At 69.7% G+C, this 13,783-nt stretch carries 13 protein-coding genes; 12 read left to right on the forward strand and 1 reads right to left on the reverse strand.

Translation table 11 applies throughout. The features are described from left to right. Positions 1 to 4 precede the first annotated feature (4 nt). Positions 5 to 622, reverse strand: a complete 618-nt coding sequence (locus AB0H62_RS21215) for a LuxR C-terminal-related transcriptional regulator (protein ID WP_220239241.1) — start codon at positions 620 to 622, stop codon at positions 5 to 7. A gap of 206 nt (positions 623 to 828) precedes the next feature. On the opposite strand from AB0H62_RS21215, the gene AB0H62_RS21220 reads away from it, so the two are divergent. The 12 genes from AB0H62_RS21220 (at position 829) to AB0H62_RS21275 (ending at position 13,779) form a co-directional block, all read left to right on the forward strand. After that, positions 829 to 1,860 carry a hypothetical protein gene (locus AB0H62_RS21220; RefSeq protein WP_220239242.1) on the forward strand — a complete coding sequence of 344 codons (1,032 nt, stop codon included), beginning with the start codon at positions 829 to 831 and terminating at the stop codon, positions 1,858 to 1,860. Between the two features lie 93 nt (positions 1,861 to 1,953). Further along, positions 1,954 to 3,639: a sulfatase-like hydrolase/transferase gene (locus AB0H62_RS21225; RefSeq protein ID WP_360587613.1), complete on the forward strand. Its 1,686-nt coding sequence runs from the start codon at positions 1,954 to 1,956 to the stop codon at positions 3,637 to 3,639. Between the two features lie 46 nt (positions 3,640 to 3,685). Beyond that, the gene (locus AB0H62_RS21230; protein WP_360587615.1) at positions 3,686 to 4,312 is read left to right on the forward strand and encodes a TetR/AcrR family transcriptional regulator; all 627 of its coding nucleotides are present in this window, start codon (positions 3,686 to 3,688) and stop codon (positions 4,310 to 4,312) included. 154 nt (positions 4,313 to 4,466) lie between these two features. Then, complete coding sequence (locus AB0H62_RS21235; RefSeq protein WP_360587617.1) at positions 4,467 to 5,306, forward strand: alpha/beta hydrolase; 840 nt, start codon at positions 4,467 to 4,469, stop codon at positions 5,304 to 5,306. Positions 5,307 to 5,625: 319 nt separating this feature from the next. Next, complete coding sequence (locus AB0H62_RS21240; protein WP_360587619.1) at positions 5,626 to 6,351, forward strand: class II aldolase/adducin family protein; 726 nt, start codon at positions 5,626 to 5,628, stop codon at positions 6,349 to 6,351. A gap of 209 nt (positions 6,352 to 6,560) precedes the next feature. Next, positions 6,561 to 7,424 carry an ABC transporter permease gene (locus AB0H62_RS21245; protein ID WP_360587621.1) on the forward strand — a complete coding sequence of 288 codons (864 nt, stop codon included), beginning with the start codon at positions 6,561 to 6,563 and terminating at the stop codon, positions 7,422 to 7,424. A gap of 28 nt (positions 7,425 to 7,452) precedes the next feature. After that, positions 7,453 to 8,235, forward strand: coding sequence for an ABC transporter ATP-binding protein (locus AB0H62_RS21250; RefSeq protein ID WP_354884468.1), 783 nt, complete (start codon positions 7,453 to 7,455; stop codon positions 8,233 to 8,235). Between the two features lie 118 nt (positions 8,236 to 8,353). Further along, positions 8,354 to 9,400 carry an ABC transporter substrate-binding protein gene (locus AB0H62_RS21255; protein WP_360587623.1) on the forward strand — a complete coding sequence of 349 codons (1,047 nt, stop codon included), beginning with the start codon at positions 8,354 to 8,356 and terminating at the stop codon, positions 9,398 to 9,400. 165 nt (positions 9,401 to 9,565) lie between these two features. Next, entirely contained in the window at positions 9,566 to 10,339 is a 774-nt protein-coding gene (locus AB0H62_RS21260) for a GntR family transcriptional regulator (protein WP_220239249.1), read from the forward strand. A 127-nt stretch (positions 10,340 to 10,466) separates the two neighbouring features. Beyond that, a complete protein-coding gene (locus AB0H62_RS21265) occupies positions 10,467 to 11,411 on the forward strand; it encodes an alpha/beta fold hydrolase (RefSeq protein WP_354884474.1) in 945 nt (314 codons plus the stop codon). Then, positions 11,408 to 12,799: a dihydroorotase family protein gene (locus AB0H62_RS21270; protein WP_360587626.1), complete on the forward strand. Its 1,392-nt coding sequence runs from the start codon at positions 11,408 to 11,410 to the stop codon at positions 12,797 to 12,799. The genes AB0H62_RS21265 and AB0H62_RS21270 overlap by 4 nt, the downstream gene beginning before the upstream one ends. Then, positions 12,796 to 13,779: an LLM class flavin-dependent oxidoreductase gene (locus tag AB0H62_RS21275; RefSeq protein WP_220239252.1), complete on the forward strand. Its 984-nt coding sequence runs from the start codon at positions 12,796 to 12,798 to the stop codon at positions 13,777 to 13,779. The genes AB0H62_RS21270 and AB0H62_RS21275 overlap by 4 nt, the downstream gene beginning before the upstream one ends. Positions 13,780 to 13,783 lie beyond the last annotated feature (4 nt).

A 13,783-nucleotide genomic window follows, 5' to 3' on the forward strand; every position in this document is an offset into this window, starting at 1 on the left:
GCGGTCAGATCAGGCCTTCGCGGATCGCGTAGGCCACGGCGTGGGCGCGGTTGCGCAGCTCCAGCCGGACGGTCATCTTGCTGATGATGTTCTTCACCGTGCGCTCGCTGTAACCCAGCTGGTTGGCCACTTCGCCGGCCGAGAGACCGTCGGCGAGGAAGCGCAGGATGTCGGTCTCGCGGCGGTCGAGGCGGTTCTGCCGGGCCGCCGCGTGCGTCAGCCGGCGCACCTGCGTGCTCAGCCGCTCGACCGGGTCCGCCGGGTGCGCGCCGGCCGCGTCGATCACGGCCTGCGTGACGGCCTCGCTGCGGCTGGTCGTCTTGTCCAGGATCGTGACCACGCGGTGCTGGGCGAGCTCGGTGATCGGCAGGTCGTCGAGCCGGCCGATGACCAGCACGGACGGGATGTCGAGTGTCGCGGCGACCCGTTCCAGGATGTCGCGCGTGCGCGGCGTGAACCGGTCGGTGACCACGAGCGAGACCTCGGCGCCCATCGGGCGGGTGCGGTCGACCACGGCTACTTCGGGCTTCCCGTCGAAGTAGCTTTCGAGGCACGCGCGCGTGAGCGCGTCGGAGACCGAGAGCAGGGTACGCACGGTTCCGGTCCGCAGGGTCTGGTTCATGCTGTCAGCATGCGCGAATGGACTGATCAACTACTCCGGGCGCGTTCAGTCGTCGTTCAGTGGCCGCGCAGAGCACCCCGCGGCGGTGGCCGTTCGGTCACGCGTGCGGGAAAGTGCTCGACTCCCCGGCGGTGATCGAGTTTGATGCGGGCAGGGGGCAGGTGGGTCCTTCTCAGGACCCCGGACGACGAGCTGGTGCGAACAAGATGGACGACGTTTTGGCCGAGGTGGCCGACCTGGGGCTGACCGCGAAGCTGACTCCGGTGGCGGGCGGGATCGCCGCCGTGTGGCGCTGCGACCTGCTGCGCGACGGCGTGGCGCTCTCGGCCGGGCCGGGCTACGGCGCGGGTGCCACCGCGGAACGCGACGCCGTGCTCGACGCGCTGACCCGCCGCTTCGGCGGCGCCGCCTGGCTGCGCCCGGCCGACGTGCGCGCGGTGCCGGCGCCGGAGCTGGCGACGGGCCCGCTGGCCGCCGACGAGACCGTGTGCTCCCTGGCCCGCTACACCGACCTGCCCGTGGGCACGCTCGCGTACCGGCGGCTGATGCCGACCGGCCTCGGCCCGGTCGCCGCCGTGCCGGCCGTGCTCGCGATCACCGACTACGGCCGAGCCGGGCACCTGCTGCTGCGCCACTCCGTGGGCGACGTCGTGGGCTACGACGCCCTCGGGACCCGGCCGGCCGCCGCTTCGTGGGGCGCCGCGACGACCAGCGCCGAGGCGACCGTGCGCGCGCTGATCGGCCTGCTCGACCACAACGCCCACGAGTCGATGCTCGCCGGTGCCCGCCCGGCGCTGCTCGACCCGGCCGGCCTGCCCTCGGACCTGGCCGCGCTGCTCGCCTCCGCGTCGCTCGCCGCGGGCGGGCCCGTGCGCGTCGCCGACCTCACGCCCCAGCTCGGCGTGCCCGCCTACCTGGCCGGCGACCGCGCCGCCTGGGGCGCCGGCGTGTCGTTCAGCCGGCGGTGCGCCCTGACCGACGCGTTGACCGGCCTGCTGCGCCGCCGCGCCGCGACCCCGGCCGCCCGGTACCCGGCCCTGGCCGAGGCCGCGGAATTCGTGCCGTTCCGGGAGAACAACCTCTCCGGCACGGCGCCGGAGCTGCTGGCCGAGCTCCTGGACAGCCTCGCCGCGCGGGAACTGACGGCCTACCTGCGCGAGCACCACACCGGCCGGGTGTCGGTGGTCCACGTGTTGGTGCCGGGGCTGCGGTGCCGGGAGGGGCTCACTTCGGTGTGATCCGGGGCAACCCGCTGAACCGCTCGGCGTTTCCGTCCGTGTAAGGAAGAGGAGCACCGGCCGCCGTGCCGGTTTCGGGCGGAAAGGAACCCCGTGTCACTCTTCACGCGCACCGACGATCGCGAGCAGTCCGGAGTGGAGGAACCGGACCCCGCGCCGCCGGAGCGCGGTCGGGCGCGGCGCGTGACGGCTGTGGTGCTGACGGTGCTGGCGTGCCTGCTCGTGTTGTTCGCGTTGGTGGCGCCGAACAACCTGGTGGAGCTCTCGCCCGCGGCGTTCGTCCGGATTCCGGTGGAGGCGCTGGTCGTCACGGCGCTCGCGTTGGTGCTGCCGCCGCGGTGGCGGCGCGTGCTGGCCGGCGTGGTCGGCGCGGTGCTCGGCGTGCTGACGGTGCTGAAGCTCGTGGACATGGGGTTCAACGAGGTGCTCTCGCGCCCGTTCGACCCGATCTTCGACTGGAGCTTCGTGAGCGCGGGGCTCGACTTCCTGCGTGGTGAGGTCGGCGGCGCCGGGGCGATCGCCTCCGCGGTGGGCGTGGTGCTGCTGATCCTGGCGGTGGTCGTGTTCACGACGCTCGCCGCGATGCGGCTCACGCGTCTGGCGGCCGGGCGGCGCACGGCGTCGACGCGCGTGGTGGCGGTGCTCGGGGTCGTGTGGATCGTCGCGGCGGTGTTCGGGGTGCAGCTCGCGCCCGGGCAGCCGATCGCGTCGCGCAGTGCGGCCGCGCTTGCCTTCGACGACATCCGGCAGGTCGGGACCGACCTGCACGACAAGCAGGACTTCGCGGCGCAGCTGGCCGACGACCCCTTCGCCAACACTCCGGGCGACCAGTTGTTGCAGGGGTTGAAGGGCAAGGACGTGCTGCTGACCTTTGTGGAGAGTTACGGCCGCTTCGCGATCGAGGGCTCCGACATCGCCCCGGCCATCGACGCCCAGCTCGACCAGGAGACGAAGAGCCTGCAGACGGCCGGGTTCGCGGCGAAGAGCGGTTTCCTGGACTCGTCGACCTTCGGCGGCGGCAGCTGGCTCGCGCACTCGACCGTCCAATCGGGAACGTGGGTGGACAACCAGCAGCGCTACAACGACCTCCTGGCGAGCAACCGGCTTTCGCTGACGCGCGCGTTCGGCAAGGCCGGCTGGAAGACGGTGCAGGACGTGCCGGCCCACACGATGCCGTGGCCGGAAGGCAAGTACTACGGGTTCCAGCAGTACTACGACTTCCACACTGTCGGCTACCAGGGCCCGGGCTACGCGTACGCCACGATGCCCGACCAGTACACGCTGTCCTTCCTGCAGCGCACCGAACTCGCCGCACAGAACCGCAAACCCGTGATGGCCGAGGTCGACTTCGTGTCGAGCCACGCGCCGTGGTCGCCGCGCCCGTCGCTTGTGGACTGGAACAAGGTCGGCGACGGCTCGATCTTCGACCCGCAGCCGGCGATGGGCGAGGACCCGGAGCAGGTGTGGAAGGACCCGAACCAGATCCGCGACGCCTACGGCAAGGCGATCCAGTACACGCTCTCGACGCTGACGTCCTACCTGCAAACCTACGGCAACGACAACACGGTGCTGGTGTTCCTGGGCGACCACCAGCCGCCCGTGGTCACGCCGGCCGGGGTGACGCACCAGGTTCCGATCACCATCGTGGCGAAGGACCCGGCGGTGCTGAACCGGGTGTCGTCGTGGAACTGGACCGACGGCATGCGCCCGGCGACCAACGCGCCGGTATGGCGCATGGACACCTTCCGGGACCGGTTCCTGACCGCGTTCGCCAAGTAAGAGGCCGGTCACTGCGCGCCGCACGGGCATCAGGGAAGCTGTCGGGGTGGACGACGATTCGGCGGAACGGACGGGCTATCGGCGGTCGGCGGGGTCGCCGCGCGGGGAGGCGCGGCGGCGCGAGCTGCTGGCGCGTGTGACGGACGACCTCGCCGTGAACGGCCTCGTCGACTTCTCCCTGCGGCGCGCGGCGCGGGCGGCCGGCACCACGCACAAGGTGCTGCTCTACCACTTCGCCGGAGCGGAGGACCTGCTCGCGCAGGCCGTGTTCGCGTTGCGCGACCGCCGGATCGGCAACGCGCTCGCGGCCATGGCCGACGGCGCGAAGCAGCGCACACTCGCCGGCCGCGTGCGCGTGGCGTGGCAGACGCTGCGTGACGAGGAGCCGGGTCTGCGCCGCGTGCTCGACCAGGCCGTCGGGCTCACCATGTACGACCCCGAGCGCTACGCCGACCTCGGCCGCGGCTCGACGCGGCAGTACCTGGACCTGTTGGTGTCGTTCTGCCCGCAGCCGTGGCCCGAGCAGCGCAAACGGGAGGTGGCCGAGCTCGTGCTGGCGACGCTGCGCGGGTTCGTCGTGCACCGCCTGACCAGCGACGATCCCGGCGGCGCCGACGCGGGCTTCGCGGCGCTGGAGCGGGCGCTGGAACGGGAGGAAGCCGCGGGGGACTGAGCCGCTCGGGTGGTTTCCCGGGGCGGCGGGACTGGACCCGTTTGCGAACCACGTGGTTCACTTCTGGCGGGGCGAACGACCGGGAGGTCCGCATGGGGTGTCGGCGAGCACGGTTCGGGGAGCACGGCGGTCCGTCCGCGGGGGAGGCGGGCGAATGAACGAGATCGAGCTGTCCGCGGGGACGATCGAGTACGAGGACACGGGCGGCGACGGGCCGGTTCTGGTGTTCCTGCACGGGTTGCTGATGGACTCGTCGCTGTGGGCGGAGACGATCGCGGATCTCGCGGGGGAGTTCCGGTGTGTCGCGCCGACGTTGCCGCTCGGGGCGCACCGGAAGGCGATGCGGCCCGACGCCGAGCTGTCGATGCCGGCGCTCGCGCGGCTGGCGGGGGAGTTCTTGTCACGCTTGGATCTTCGCGAGGTGACGTTGGTCGGCGTGGATACCGGTGGGGCGCTCGTGCAACTGCTGATGGCCGGGGACGTCGGCCGGGTGCGGCGGGTGGTGCTCGCGTCGTGCGACGCGTTCGACAACTTCCCGCCGGGGCTGACGGGGAAGACACTGTTCCTCACGGGCCGGTTGTCACCGGGGTTGTTCGGGGCCTTCATGCAACAGATGCGGCTGAAAGCCCTGCGCCGCTTGCCGATCTCGTTCGGGTGGCTGACGAAGCGCGGCGACGCGGCCGTGGTCCCGTGGCTGCGGCCCCTGCTGACAGAGCCCGGGATCCGCCGCGACACCGTCCGCGTGCTGCGGGCCGCGGCGGCCGAACCCGGGATCCTCGTCGAAGCCGCGGCGCACCTGCCGGAGTTCGACCGGCCCACGCTGGTGGTGTGGGCGAGCGAGGACCGCGTGATGCCACCAGAACACGGGCGACGGCTGGCCGAGCTGCTGCCGAAGGCACAACTATCCGAAGTGGACGACAGCTACACCCTGCTGCCGCTCGACCGGCCCGCCGAGCTGGCCCGGCTGATCGGCGAGTTCACGCGCACCACCTGAGCTTCACTGTCCACAAAGGTCATTTCGCGGCCATCGGGCCCGCGCCGGTCACCGTGCGTGGTCCTGATGGCCGCGAAGGTGTTCTCGAAGCACTTTCCGATGTTGCCGACTGTCGCGTCGCGACCTGATCGGGAAAATCGGAAGCGTTACCTCAGATGATGGCGCCGGGCGGCGCGGAGGCCTAACCTTCCCGCAACACCAGCCCCACCCCGCACGCCGGTCGCAACTCCGTGGCCGGTTCGCGACCTGGAGATACTTCCGCTGTGAAAGTGTCTCCTTTATCCTGGATCCAATCGCCAATCCGAGAGGAAGGGCTTTCATGATCGATTCCCAGGCCGACACCGACGCCGACCGAGTACGGGCCGATCTCGTCACCTGCACCAGCTTGCTCGTGTTCAAGGGTGTCCTCGACTACAGCGGACACCTCACCGCGCGGGTGCCGGGCACCGACGACCGCATCTTCATCCAGCCGCGCGACGCGAGCCGCGCCGCGCTGCGACCCGAAGACCTGCTGGTCGTGGACCTGGACGGCAATCTCGTCGAGGGCGAGCTCCCGCCGCCGGCCGAGACGGCCATCCACACCGGTGTCTACCGCGCGCGGCCCGAAGTGGACTTCATCTGCCACGGCCACCCCACGCTGTCGACCACCTTCACCATGGTCGACCACCCGTTTCTGCCGATGCGCCACTTCGCGTACAAGTTCCCCGACGGCCTGGCCGTGCACCCCGACCCCACGCACATCCGCTCGCGCGAGCAGGGTGACGCCGTGGCGAAGACCCTCGGCGACGCCGGCGCGTGCCTGCTGCGCTCGCACGGCACGGTCGTGGTCGCGAACCGCATCCAGGAACTGCTGATGGACTGCCTCGACCTCGAGGAGAACGCCCGCACGCTCCTCATCGCGCGCCAGCTCGGCACGCCGCTGCCGCTCACGCCCGAAGAGATCGTGCAGGTCGCCGAGAGCTACGACCGCGGCGGGCACCGCCCCGGCAAGCTCTGGGACCACTACGTGCACCTCGGCCGCCGCGCCGGTGTGCTCGCCGCCTGACCACACAGGACAGCTCCACACAGGACAGAACACCGTCGGCCGGGGAAAACCGGCCGGTGGCAGTCGTTGTGCGCACTCCTCGTGTCCACAGTGCACGAAACCCGCGCTGCACACGAACGTCATCCCCGAAACGAACAGTTCACGGCCGGACTGCTTGACCTTGATGTCGAATGGATCCAGGCTCCAACTGACAACCGGAGGAGGTCACGGTGTCCCTCACCGAAGACACGAGCTTGGCCAGTTCGGCCCCGGACCGGGCCGGACCGCCGGCCGCGCCACCCAGGAAGTTCCGGATCCCGTGGAACGCGAAGGTCCGCCGGCGGGTGCTGCCCGTCGCGTCGGTCGTGGTGTTCCTGGGCGTGTGGCAGATCTTCGGCGCGCAGGTCAACCCGATCCTGCTGGCCACCCCGTCGGCGGTCGCCGCGTCCTTTGTGGACATCATCGGCAACGGTGAGCTCGGCGCGGCCTTCCTGCGGGCGATGGAGGTGCTCGCGGCGGGCTTCGGGCTCTCGGCCGTGGTCGGCATCGCGGTGGGCGTGTGGATGGGCCGGCGCGAAACGGTGTCGCGCGTGCTCAACCCTTACGTCAGCTTCTTCCAGGCCACGCCGCTGATCGCGCTCACGCCGCTCGTGGTGATCTGGACGGGCATCGGGTTCGCCTCCGAGGTCACGATCACCTTCCTGCTCGCGGTGTGGTCGATCATCATCAACACGGCCGAAGGCACCCGCAACACCCCGGCGATCCTGCTCGACATGGCGAAGGTCTACCGGGCGGGGGAGTGGTCGGTGGTCCGCCACGTCGCGATGCCCAACGCCGTGCCCTACATCTTCGCCGGCCTGCGCATCGCGCTGGCCAAGGCCCTGATCGGTGTGATCATCGGCGAGATGGACATCAGCCTCAAGGGTCTCGGCGGGCTGATCCAGAACTACGGCGACTCGTTCCAGACCGCGCCGCTGCTCGCCTCGATCATCAGCTCCTCGATCGTCGGCGTGATCGGCACGATCATCCTCGAGGTCCTGCGCCGCAAGCTCGCCCCGTGGTCGTCCAACGCCTCGGCCCACACCCGCGTCTGAACCCGGCACCGTCAATGAAAGGTTCGCCATGAGCGCACCCACGGCCTGCATCGAGATCGAGCACGTGTCCAAGCGCTACCAGCGCCCGGGCCGCAAGGCCGAGAGCTTCCTCGCCGTCTCCGACGTGCATTTCGACATCCGCCAGGGTGAGTTCATCTCGCTGATCGGCGCCTCGGGCTGCGGCAAGACCACGCTGCTGCGGATGATGTCCGGGCTCATCCCGGTCGACGACGGCCAGATCCGCATCAACGGCAACCCCGTGCAGGGCGTGCCGGGGTCGATCGGGTTCGTGTTCCAGGAGCCGGCGCTGCTGCCGTGGAAGACCGTGCGCGAGAACATGGTCTTCGCCTTGAAGGCCAAGGAGCTTCCGCCCGAAGAGGTCGACGCCGCGATCGCCGCGAAGCTCGAGATGACGAGCTTGCAGGACTTCGCGGGCTATTACCCGTCGGCGCTGTCCGGCGGCATGCAACAGCGCGCCGGTCTGGCCCGGGCCCTGGCCTGCGACCCCGACGTGCTGTTCATGGACGAACCCCTGTCCGCGCTCGACGCCTTCACCCGGCGCCGGCTGCAGCAGGACATCGCCACGATCATCGAAGGCATCGGCGCGACCACGGTGCTCGTGACGCACGACGTCGACGAGGCCGTGTTCTTCTCCGACCGCATCGTGGTGATGGGCACCTCGCCCGGCTCGGTCCGCGATGTCGTCGAGGTCCCGTTCCCCAAACCGCGCACGCACGCGGAGCTGCTCGGCGATCCCGAGGTGGCGAAGCTGCGCGACCACGTGCTGGGCATCGTGCTCGGCCTGCACTGAAGTTCCCGCACTGAAGTTCCTGACTGAAGTTTCTGCACCGAAGAACCACGCTCGAACCGCTCTCCCAACCCCCATCCCCACCCCACCGTCAGATCCAGTCCAGAAAGGAGGGTCCGCGATGTCCGCTCCCTCTTCGCGGCGGCGCCGCACGGCGCTCGTCGTCGGCGCGATCGCCGCGCTCACTGTGTCGCTCACGGCCGCGTGCGGCTCCGGCGACGCGGCCACCGGCACCGGCGACAAGCTGCCGACCTCGGCCGACGGCACGCCGAACCTCAAGGGCACCACCATCCGGATCGTCACCGGCGCCGCCCCCGCCATCGAGGACACCAAGATCGCCCTCGTGGCGCAGGTGCTCAAGAGCTGGGGCGCCGACGCGTCGATCGTCAACCAGACCGGCGACCCCTCGGCCATCCGGGTGCTGCTCGCCGGCGACGCCGACATCGGCACGCTCGCCGTATCGTCGTCGATCAACTCGGGCCTGAAGATCTTCGGGCCGAGCCAGCCGCGGCTGGATTACCACTTCATCGGCGCCCCTTCGCTGAGCTCGATGAAGGACCTGCCCGGCCACGTCTACGGCACCTCCAACGTCCACGGTGTCGAGGCGCTGATGTTCGCCGACCTGCTGGCAAAGAACAACATCGACCCCAAGGCGGTCACCACGACCGTGGCCGGTGGCGCGTCGGTGCGCGTGAGCGCCATGCTCACCCACCACATCGACGCGACGTTCGCGCACGCCACCGACGTCTCGAAGCTGACCTCGGCCGGCTTCCACGACCTCGTGACTATGTCGAAGACCGCACCTGAGCTCGCGGACTCGTTCCTCGCGACCTCACCGCAGTGGCTCACGAGCCACGGCGCGCTGGCCGTGGCGATCGACCAGGCGTGGATCAAGGCGGCGCAGATCTTCAACACCGACAAGGACCAGTGGGTCAAGGCCGCGGTCGCCTACGCCAAGGCGGACGAGAAGGAAGCGTCGAGCACCTACGACGCCCTCAAGGCGGCGGACACATTTCCCGCGACGAAGGACGCCTACTCCGAGGCTTCGGCGAAGGTCCAGGAGGATCTGGCCAACAAGGTCGGCGCGATCACCAAGGCACCGGCCACGTCCGTCTGGGTCGACACCGCTACGTGGGACAAGGCGACGGCGGCCATGAAGATCAACTGACCCACCTGGTCCGCAACGGAAAGACCCGGTGAAAAACCCCAGTGGGAAAGGACTCGTCCGGGTCGGTCCGATAATGGATCCAGGATACGATTGTCCGGCAAAACCAGGACGAATGGTAACCGCTTGACGGCCGGCGCACGCCGGTCGAGGGGAGGCTAGGTCACGATGGCTCAGCGTCAGTCCGGGGGAGCCGGCGGCGGTACGGGAGGCGGCACCCCGGAAGGGGCCGCGATCACCGGCCGCGCCAGCTTCGACGAGGTCGTGTCGCGGTTGTCGAGCGGCTACCGTTCGATCGGCGACATGGTCTACGAGGTCCTGCGCCAGGCGTTGCTCTCCGGGGCGTTCGCCCCCGGGGAGCACCTCCGGCAGGAGGCGCTGGCCACTGCGATCGGGGTGTCCCGGCTCCCGGTGCGGGCCGCGCTGCTGCGGCTCGACGCCGAGGGGCTCGTGGAGTTCCACCCGCGCCGCGGCGCGGTGGTCAAGACGCTGACGGCCGAGCAGCTCGTGGAGATCTACGAGCTGCGCGACCTGCTCGAGACCCACGCGCTGCGCAAGTCGATGAAGACGATGACCGTGGACCGGATCGCGAGCCTGCGCCGCAACGCGGAGCTGCTCGACGCCGAGGAGGAGGGCGAAGGCTTCCTCGACGTCCGAGTGCGGTTCTACCGGGAGCTCTACGACGCCGAGCGCAACCCGCGGCTGGTGGAGCTGATCGAGGACCTGCGCAGCAGCGTCGGGCGGTACTTGCTCGGCTGGCGGGTGTCGGGCAGCCGCAGCCACCACGGGCGCCACACCACGCTGGTCGACCACGTCGAGCGCGGTGACGTCGAGAAGGCCGAAGCGGCGCTGCACGACCACCTTCGCGAAGTGAGCGAAGGCGTCGCCAAGATCCTTTCCGGCGAAAGCGATCGCGAACCCGACAGCGAATTCCCCGCGTAACAGAATCCTTTCCCTTCAGTCGAACACAGTTCCGCAATCGAATACAGCGTTGTCCGCAAACCCGGCCGAATTGCCGGGCAGGTACCCCCTGCCCGGAAACCGGCGGGCAGGAGTGAACGGAAACGGCATGAGAACTGACGAGGTCTCCTGGTTCAGCGACGGCGAACGCATCAGCGGGCTCTGGCGCACCCCGGACGAGGGCGACGGGCCCTACCGCGTCGTCGTGCAGGGCCCGGGCTGGATGGGCCTGAAGGACGCGAAGCTCTATGTGCGCTACCACCAGGCGCTCACCGACGCCGGGTTCGCCGTGCTGGTGTTCGACTACCGCGGCTTCGGCGATTCCGAGGGCGATCCGGAGCTGCTGTCGCCGGCCCGCCAGCTGGCCGACCTGCGCAGTGCGGTCACCTACGCCGAGGCGCGGCCCGACGTGCTGCCCGACTCGATCGGCGTGTTCGGCAGCGGCGGCACGGGCGGGGGCAACGCGGTGCTGCTCGCGGCCGTCGACCCGCGGGTGCGGGCGGCGGTGAGCCAGCTGCCCGTGGCCGACGGCGGCGACTGGCTGCACCGCATGCGCAGCGAGTACCAGTGGCTCGACTTCCTGGCCGAGCTGGACGCCGACCGGCGCGAGCGGACGCTGCACGGTGTGGGCAAGCTCGTGAACCCGCGCGAAGAGATCATGGTGCCGACCTCGGAACGCCGGGCCACGAGCGTGAAGTCCGATGTGGACGGACGCGTGCCGAAGCAGGTGCGCCTGGCCGCGGCGGAGGAGATCATCGCCTACCGGCCGGCCGAGGCGGCGGCGACGCTGACCACGCCGCTGCTCGTGATCGGCGTGGAGAACGACGCCACCACGCCCACCGACCATGCGGAGCAGATCTACGAAGCCGCGCGCGGGCCGAAGGAACTGATCATGCAGCGGCACACGAGCCACTACGCCGCCTACGACAAGTACTGGACCGCGACGACGCCCCGCATCGTCGCGTGGTTCGAGGAGTATCTCCGCCCGGCCGATGTGGTCGTGCGTTCGAGCCGGCCGGGCGGACACCCGGCCGTAGTGGAGGTGAAGGCATGAGCATCGATCTCCGTGTTTCCGGTGGCCGCGTGCAGTTGCCCAGCGGCGCCGTCGACGGCGACCTGCTGGTGAACGAGGGCAAGGTCGTCGGGGTCGTGTCCGGCTCCGTCGAGATCGCCGACGTCGGCCGCACCGTCGACGCCACCGGGAAGCTGGTGCTGCCCGGCATGGTCGACGTCCACGTGCACACCCGCGAGCCCGGGTTCGAGCACAAGGAAGACATCTACACCACGTCGCTGCAGGCGGCCGCGGGCGGCGTCACCACGATCTTCGGGATGCCGAACCTGAACCCGCCGACCACCACCGCGAAGACGCTGCGCGAGGTGTTCGGCCTCTACGCCGAGAAGTCCATCGTGGACTGGAACCACAACCCGGCGGCCACGCAGCCCGACGAGATCGCGCCGATGGCCGCGATGGGCGTGAACGCGTACAAGATCTACATGGTCGTGGACACCGGCCGCACCTACCCGCATCCGGCCGGCACCGGCATGCACGGGCACGGCGACCTGCTGCGCATGATGGACACCATCGCCAAGACGGGTAAGCGCTTCATCATCCATCCGCACGACCAGTCCTTGATGGACTACATCGAGGGTGAATGCCTGGCGCGCGGGGAAAACACGCCGCAGGGCTACGCGTCGGCCTACGCCGCGCGCAACGGCGTCATCTGGGACACGGCGATCGAGGTCGTGCTGCGGCTGGCCGAGGCTTCGGGCTGCAAGGTGCACCTCGCGCACATCCAGACGCGCCGCTCCGTCGAGGCGGTTCGCCGGGCTCGTGAGCACGGTGTGGACGTGACGTGTGAGGTCAACCACTGGCTGCCGTTCCTGTCCACTTGGGACGATGTGGAGAAGCTCGGCCCGTACGCGCTGTCCTACTGGGTGCCCGACGACGGCCGCGCAGCCGTGTGGGAGGGCCTGCGTGACGGCACGATCGACATGTTCTCCTCCGACCACGCGCCGCACACGCGCGAGGAAAAGGAGATCGGCTGGACGCAGATGTGGAGCTCCCACACGGGAACCCCCGGCATCCAGTACTTCTACCCGCTCGCGCTCGACGCGGTGAACAAGGGCCTGCTCACGCTCGACCGCGCGGTGGAGCTCGTCGCCGGTGCGCCGGCCGCGAAGTTCGGCCTGCAGGGTGTGAAGGGCGCACTCACCCCGGGCTGCGACGCGGACTTCGTGATCGCGGACCTCGACGCGCCGTGGACGATCACCAACGACGGCGTGCTGTCGAAGATCGGCTGGACCCCGTACGACGGCCGGCAGCTCACGGCCGGCATCGAGCAGACCTACGTCCGCGGCACCGAGGTGTTCGCGGGCGGCAAGGTGACCGGCGAGGCCGGGCACGGCAAGCAGGCGGTGTCAGGAAAGGTGCAGAACGCATGAAGTTCGGACTGTTGCTCCCGCATTTCGGCGAGCACGCCTCGCGCGACAACGTGCTCCAGGGCGCGATCATGGCCGAGAAGGCCGGGTTCGACTCGGTCTGGGTGCGTGACCACCTGGTGTTCGAGCCGCACGGCGAGATGGAGAAACCCAACCGCACGTTCTACGACGCGCTCACCACGCTCACGGCCATCGGCGCCGTGACCGAGCGCATCGAGCTGGGCACGGGCTCGCTGATCCCGTTCCGGCACCCGCTGGTCACGGCCCTGATGACGGGCACGATGACCCAGCTGTTCGGCCCGCGCGTGATCCTCGGGTTCGGCGCCGGCACGTTCGACCACGAGTTCGAGGCCATCGAGTGGGGCGAGCGCGACCGCGTGGAGCTCGTGCGCTCCAACGCCGAGATTTTCAAGCGCGTGTTCACCGAGAACGACGTGACCTACTCGGACGCGAACTTCTCGTTCAGCGACATCACGATCGAACCGAAGCCGCTGGGCGGGAGGGTACCGTTCTGGTACTGCGGCGCCACCCCTCGTTCGGCCCGGCTCGCGGTCGAGTTCTGCGACGGCTGGATGCCGGGCCGGATCTCGATGGCGACGCTGGACAAGCGCGTGACGACCATGCGGGAGCTCTCGGACCAGGCCGGGCGCACGATGCCGACCGTGGCCGTGATCCCGCCCACGTCGATCGAGCCTACGTACGAGGAGGCGGTGAAGCACGTGAACGTCCCGGGCCTGCTGGCCTGGGCGAACAAGGCGAAGTTCGCGGTGAAGCCGCCGTCGGGCACCTTCGAGACCGTGAAGGATCTCTCAGGGCAGCTCATCGTCGGCACACCGGAGGATGCTCTGGAGGAGATCGACCGCTTCGCCGCGACCGGGGTGGAGCACCTGGTGTTCGACTTCCGGTTCAAGTTCGATCGGTGGTTCGATCAGATCGAGCTGCTCGGGTCGGAGATCATCGGCAAGGTGAACGCGGGCGTCTGAGAAG

This window comes from Amycolatopsis sp. NPDC050768 (assembly GCF_040654155.1).
GTDB lineage: Bacteria > Actinomycetota > Actinomycetes > Mycobacteriales > Pseudonocardiaceae > Amycolatopsis.

Bases quoted from the DNA above. Each gene is read 5' to 3' on its own strand.
- AB0H62_RS21215 (WP_220239241.1), bottom strand. From the start codon at position 622: ATGAACCAGACCCTGCGGACCGGAACCGTGCGTACCCTGCTCTCGGTC.
- AB0H62_RS21220 (WP_220239242.1), top strand. From the start codon at position 829: ATGGACGACGTTTTGGCCGAGGTGGCCGACCTGGGGCTGACCGCGAAG.
- AB0H62_RS21235 (WP_360587617.1), top strand. From the start codon at position 4,467: ATGAACGAGATCGAGCTGTCCGCGGGGACGATCGAGTACGAGGACACG.
- AB0H62_RS21240 (WP_360587619.1), top strand. From the start codon at position 5,626: ATGATCGATTCCCAGGCCGACACCGACGCCGACCGAGTACGGGCCGAT.
- AB0H62_RS21250 (WP_354884468.1), top strand. From the start codon at position 7,453: ATGAGCGCACCCACGGCCTGCATCGAGATCGAGCACGTGTCCAAGCGC.
- AB0H62_RS21255 (WP_360587623.1), top strand. From the start codon at position 8,354: ATGTCCGCTCCCTCTTCGCGGCGGCGCCGCACGGCGCTCGTCGTCGGC.
- AB0H62_RS21260 (WP_220239249.1), top strand. From the start codon at position 9,566: ATGGCTCAGCGTCAGTCCGGGGGAGCCGGCGGCGGTACGGGAGGCGGC.
- AB0H62_RS21265 (WP_354884474.1), top strand. From the start codon at position 10,467: ATGAGAACTGACGAGGTCTCCTGGTTCAGCGACGGCGAACGCATCAGC.
- AB0H62_RS21270 (WP_360587626.1), top strand. From the start codon at position 11,408: ATGAGCATCGATCTCCGTGTTTCCGGTGGCCGCGTGCAGTTGCCCAGC.
- AB0H62_RS21275 (WP_220239252.1), top strand. From the start codon at position 12,796: ATGAAGTTCGGACTGTTGCTCCCGCATTTCGGCGAGCACGCCTCGCGC.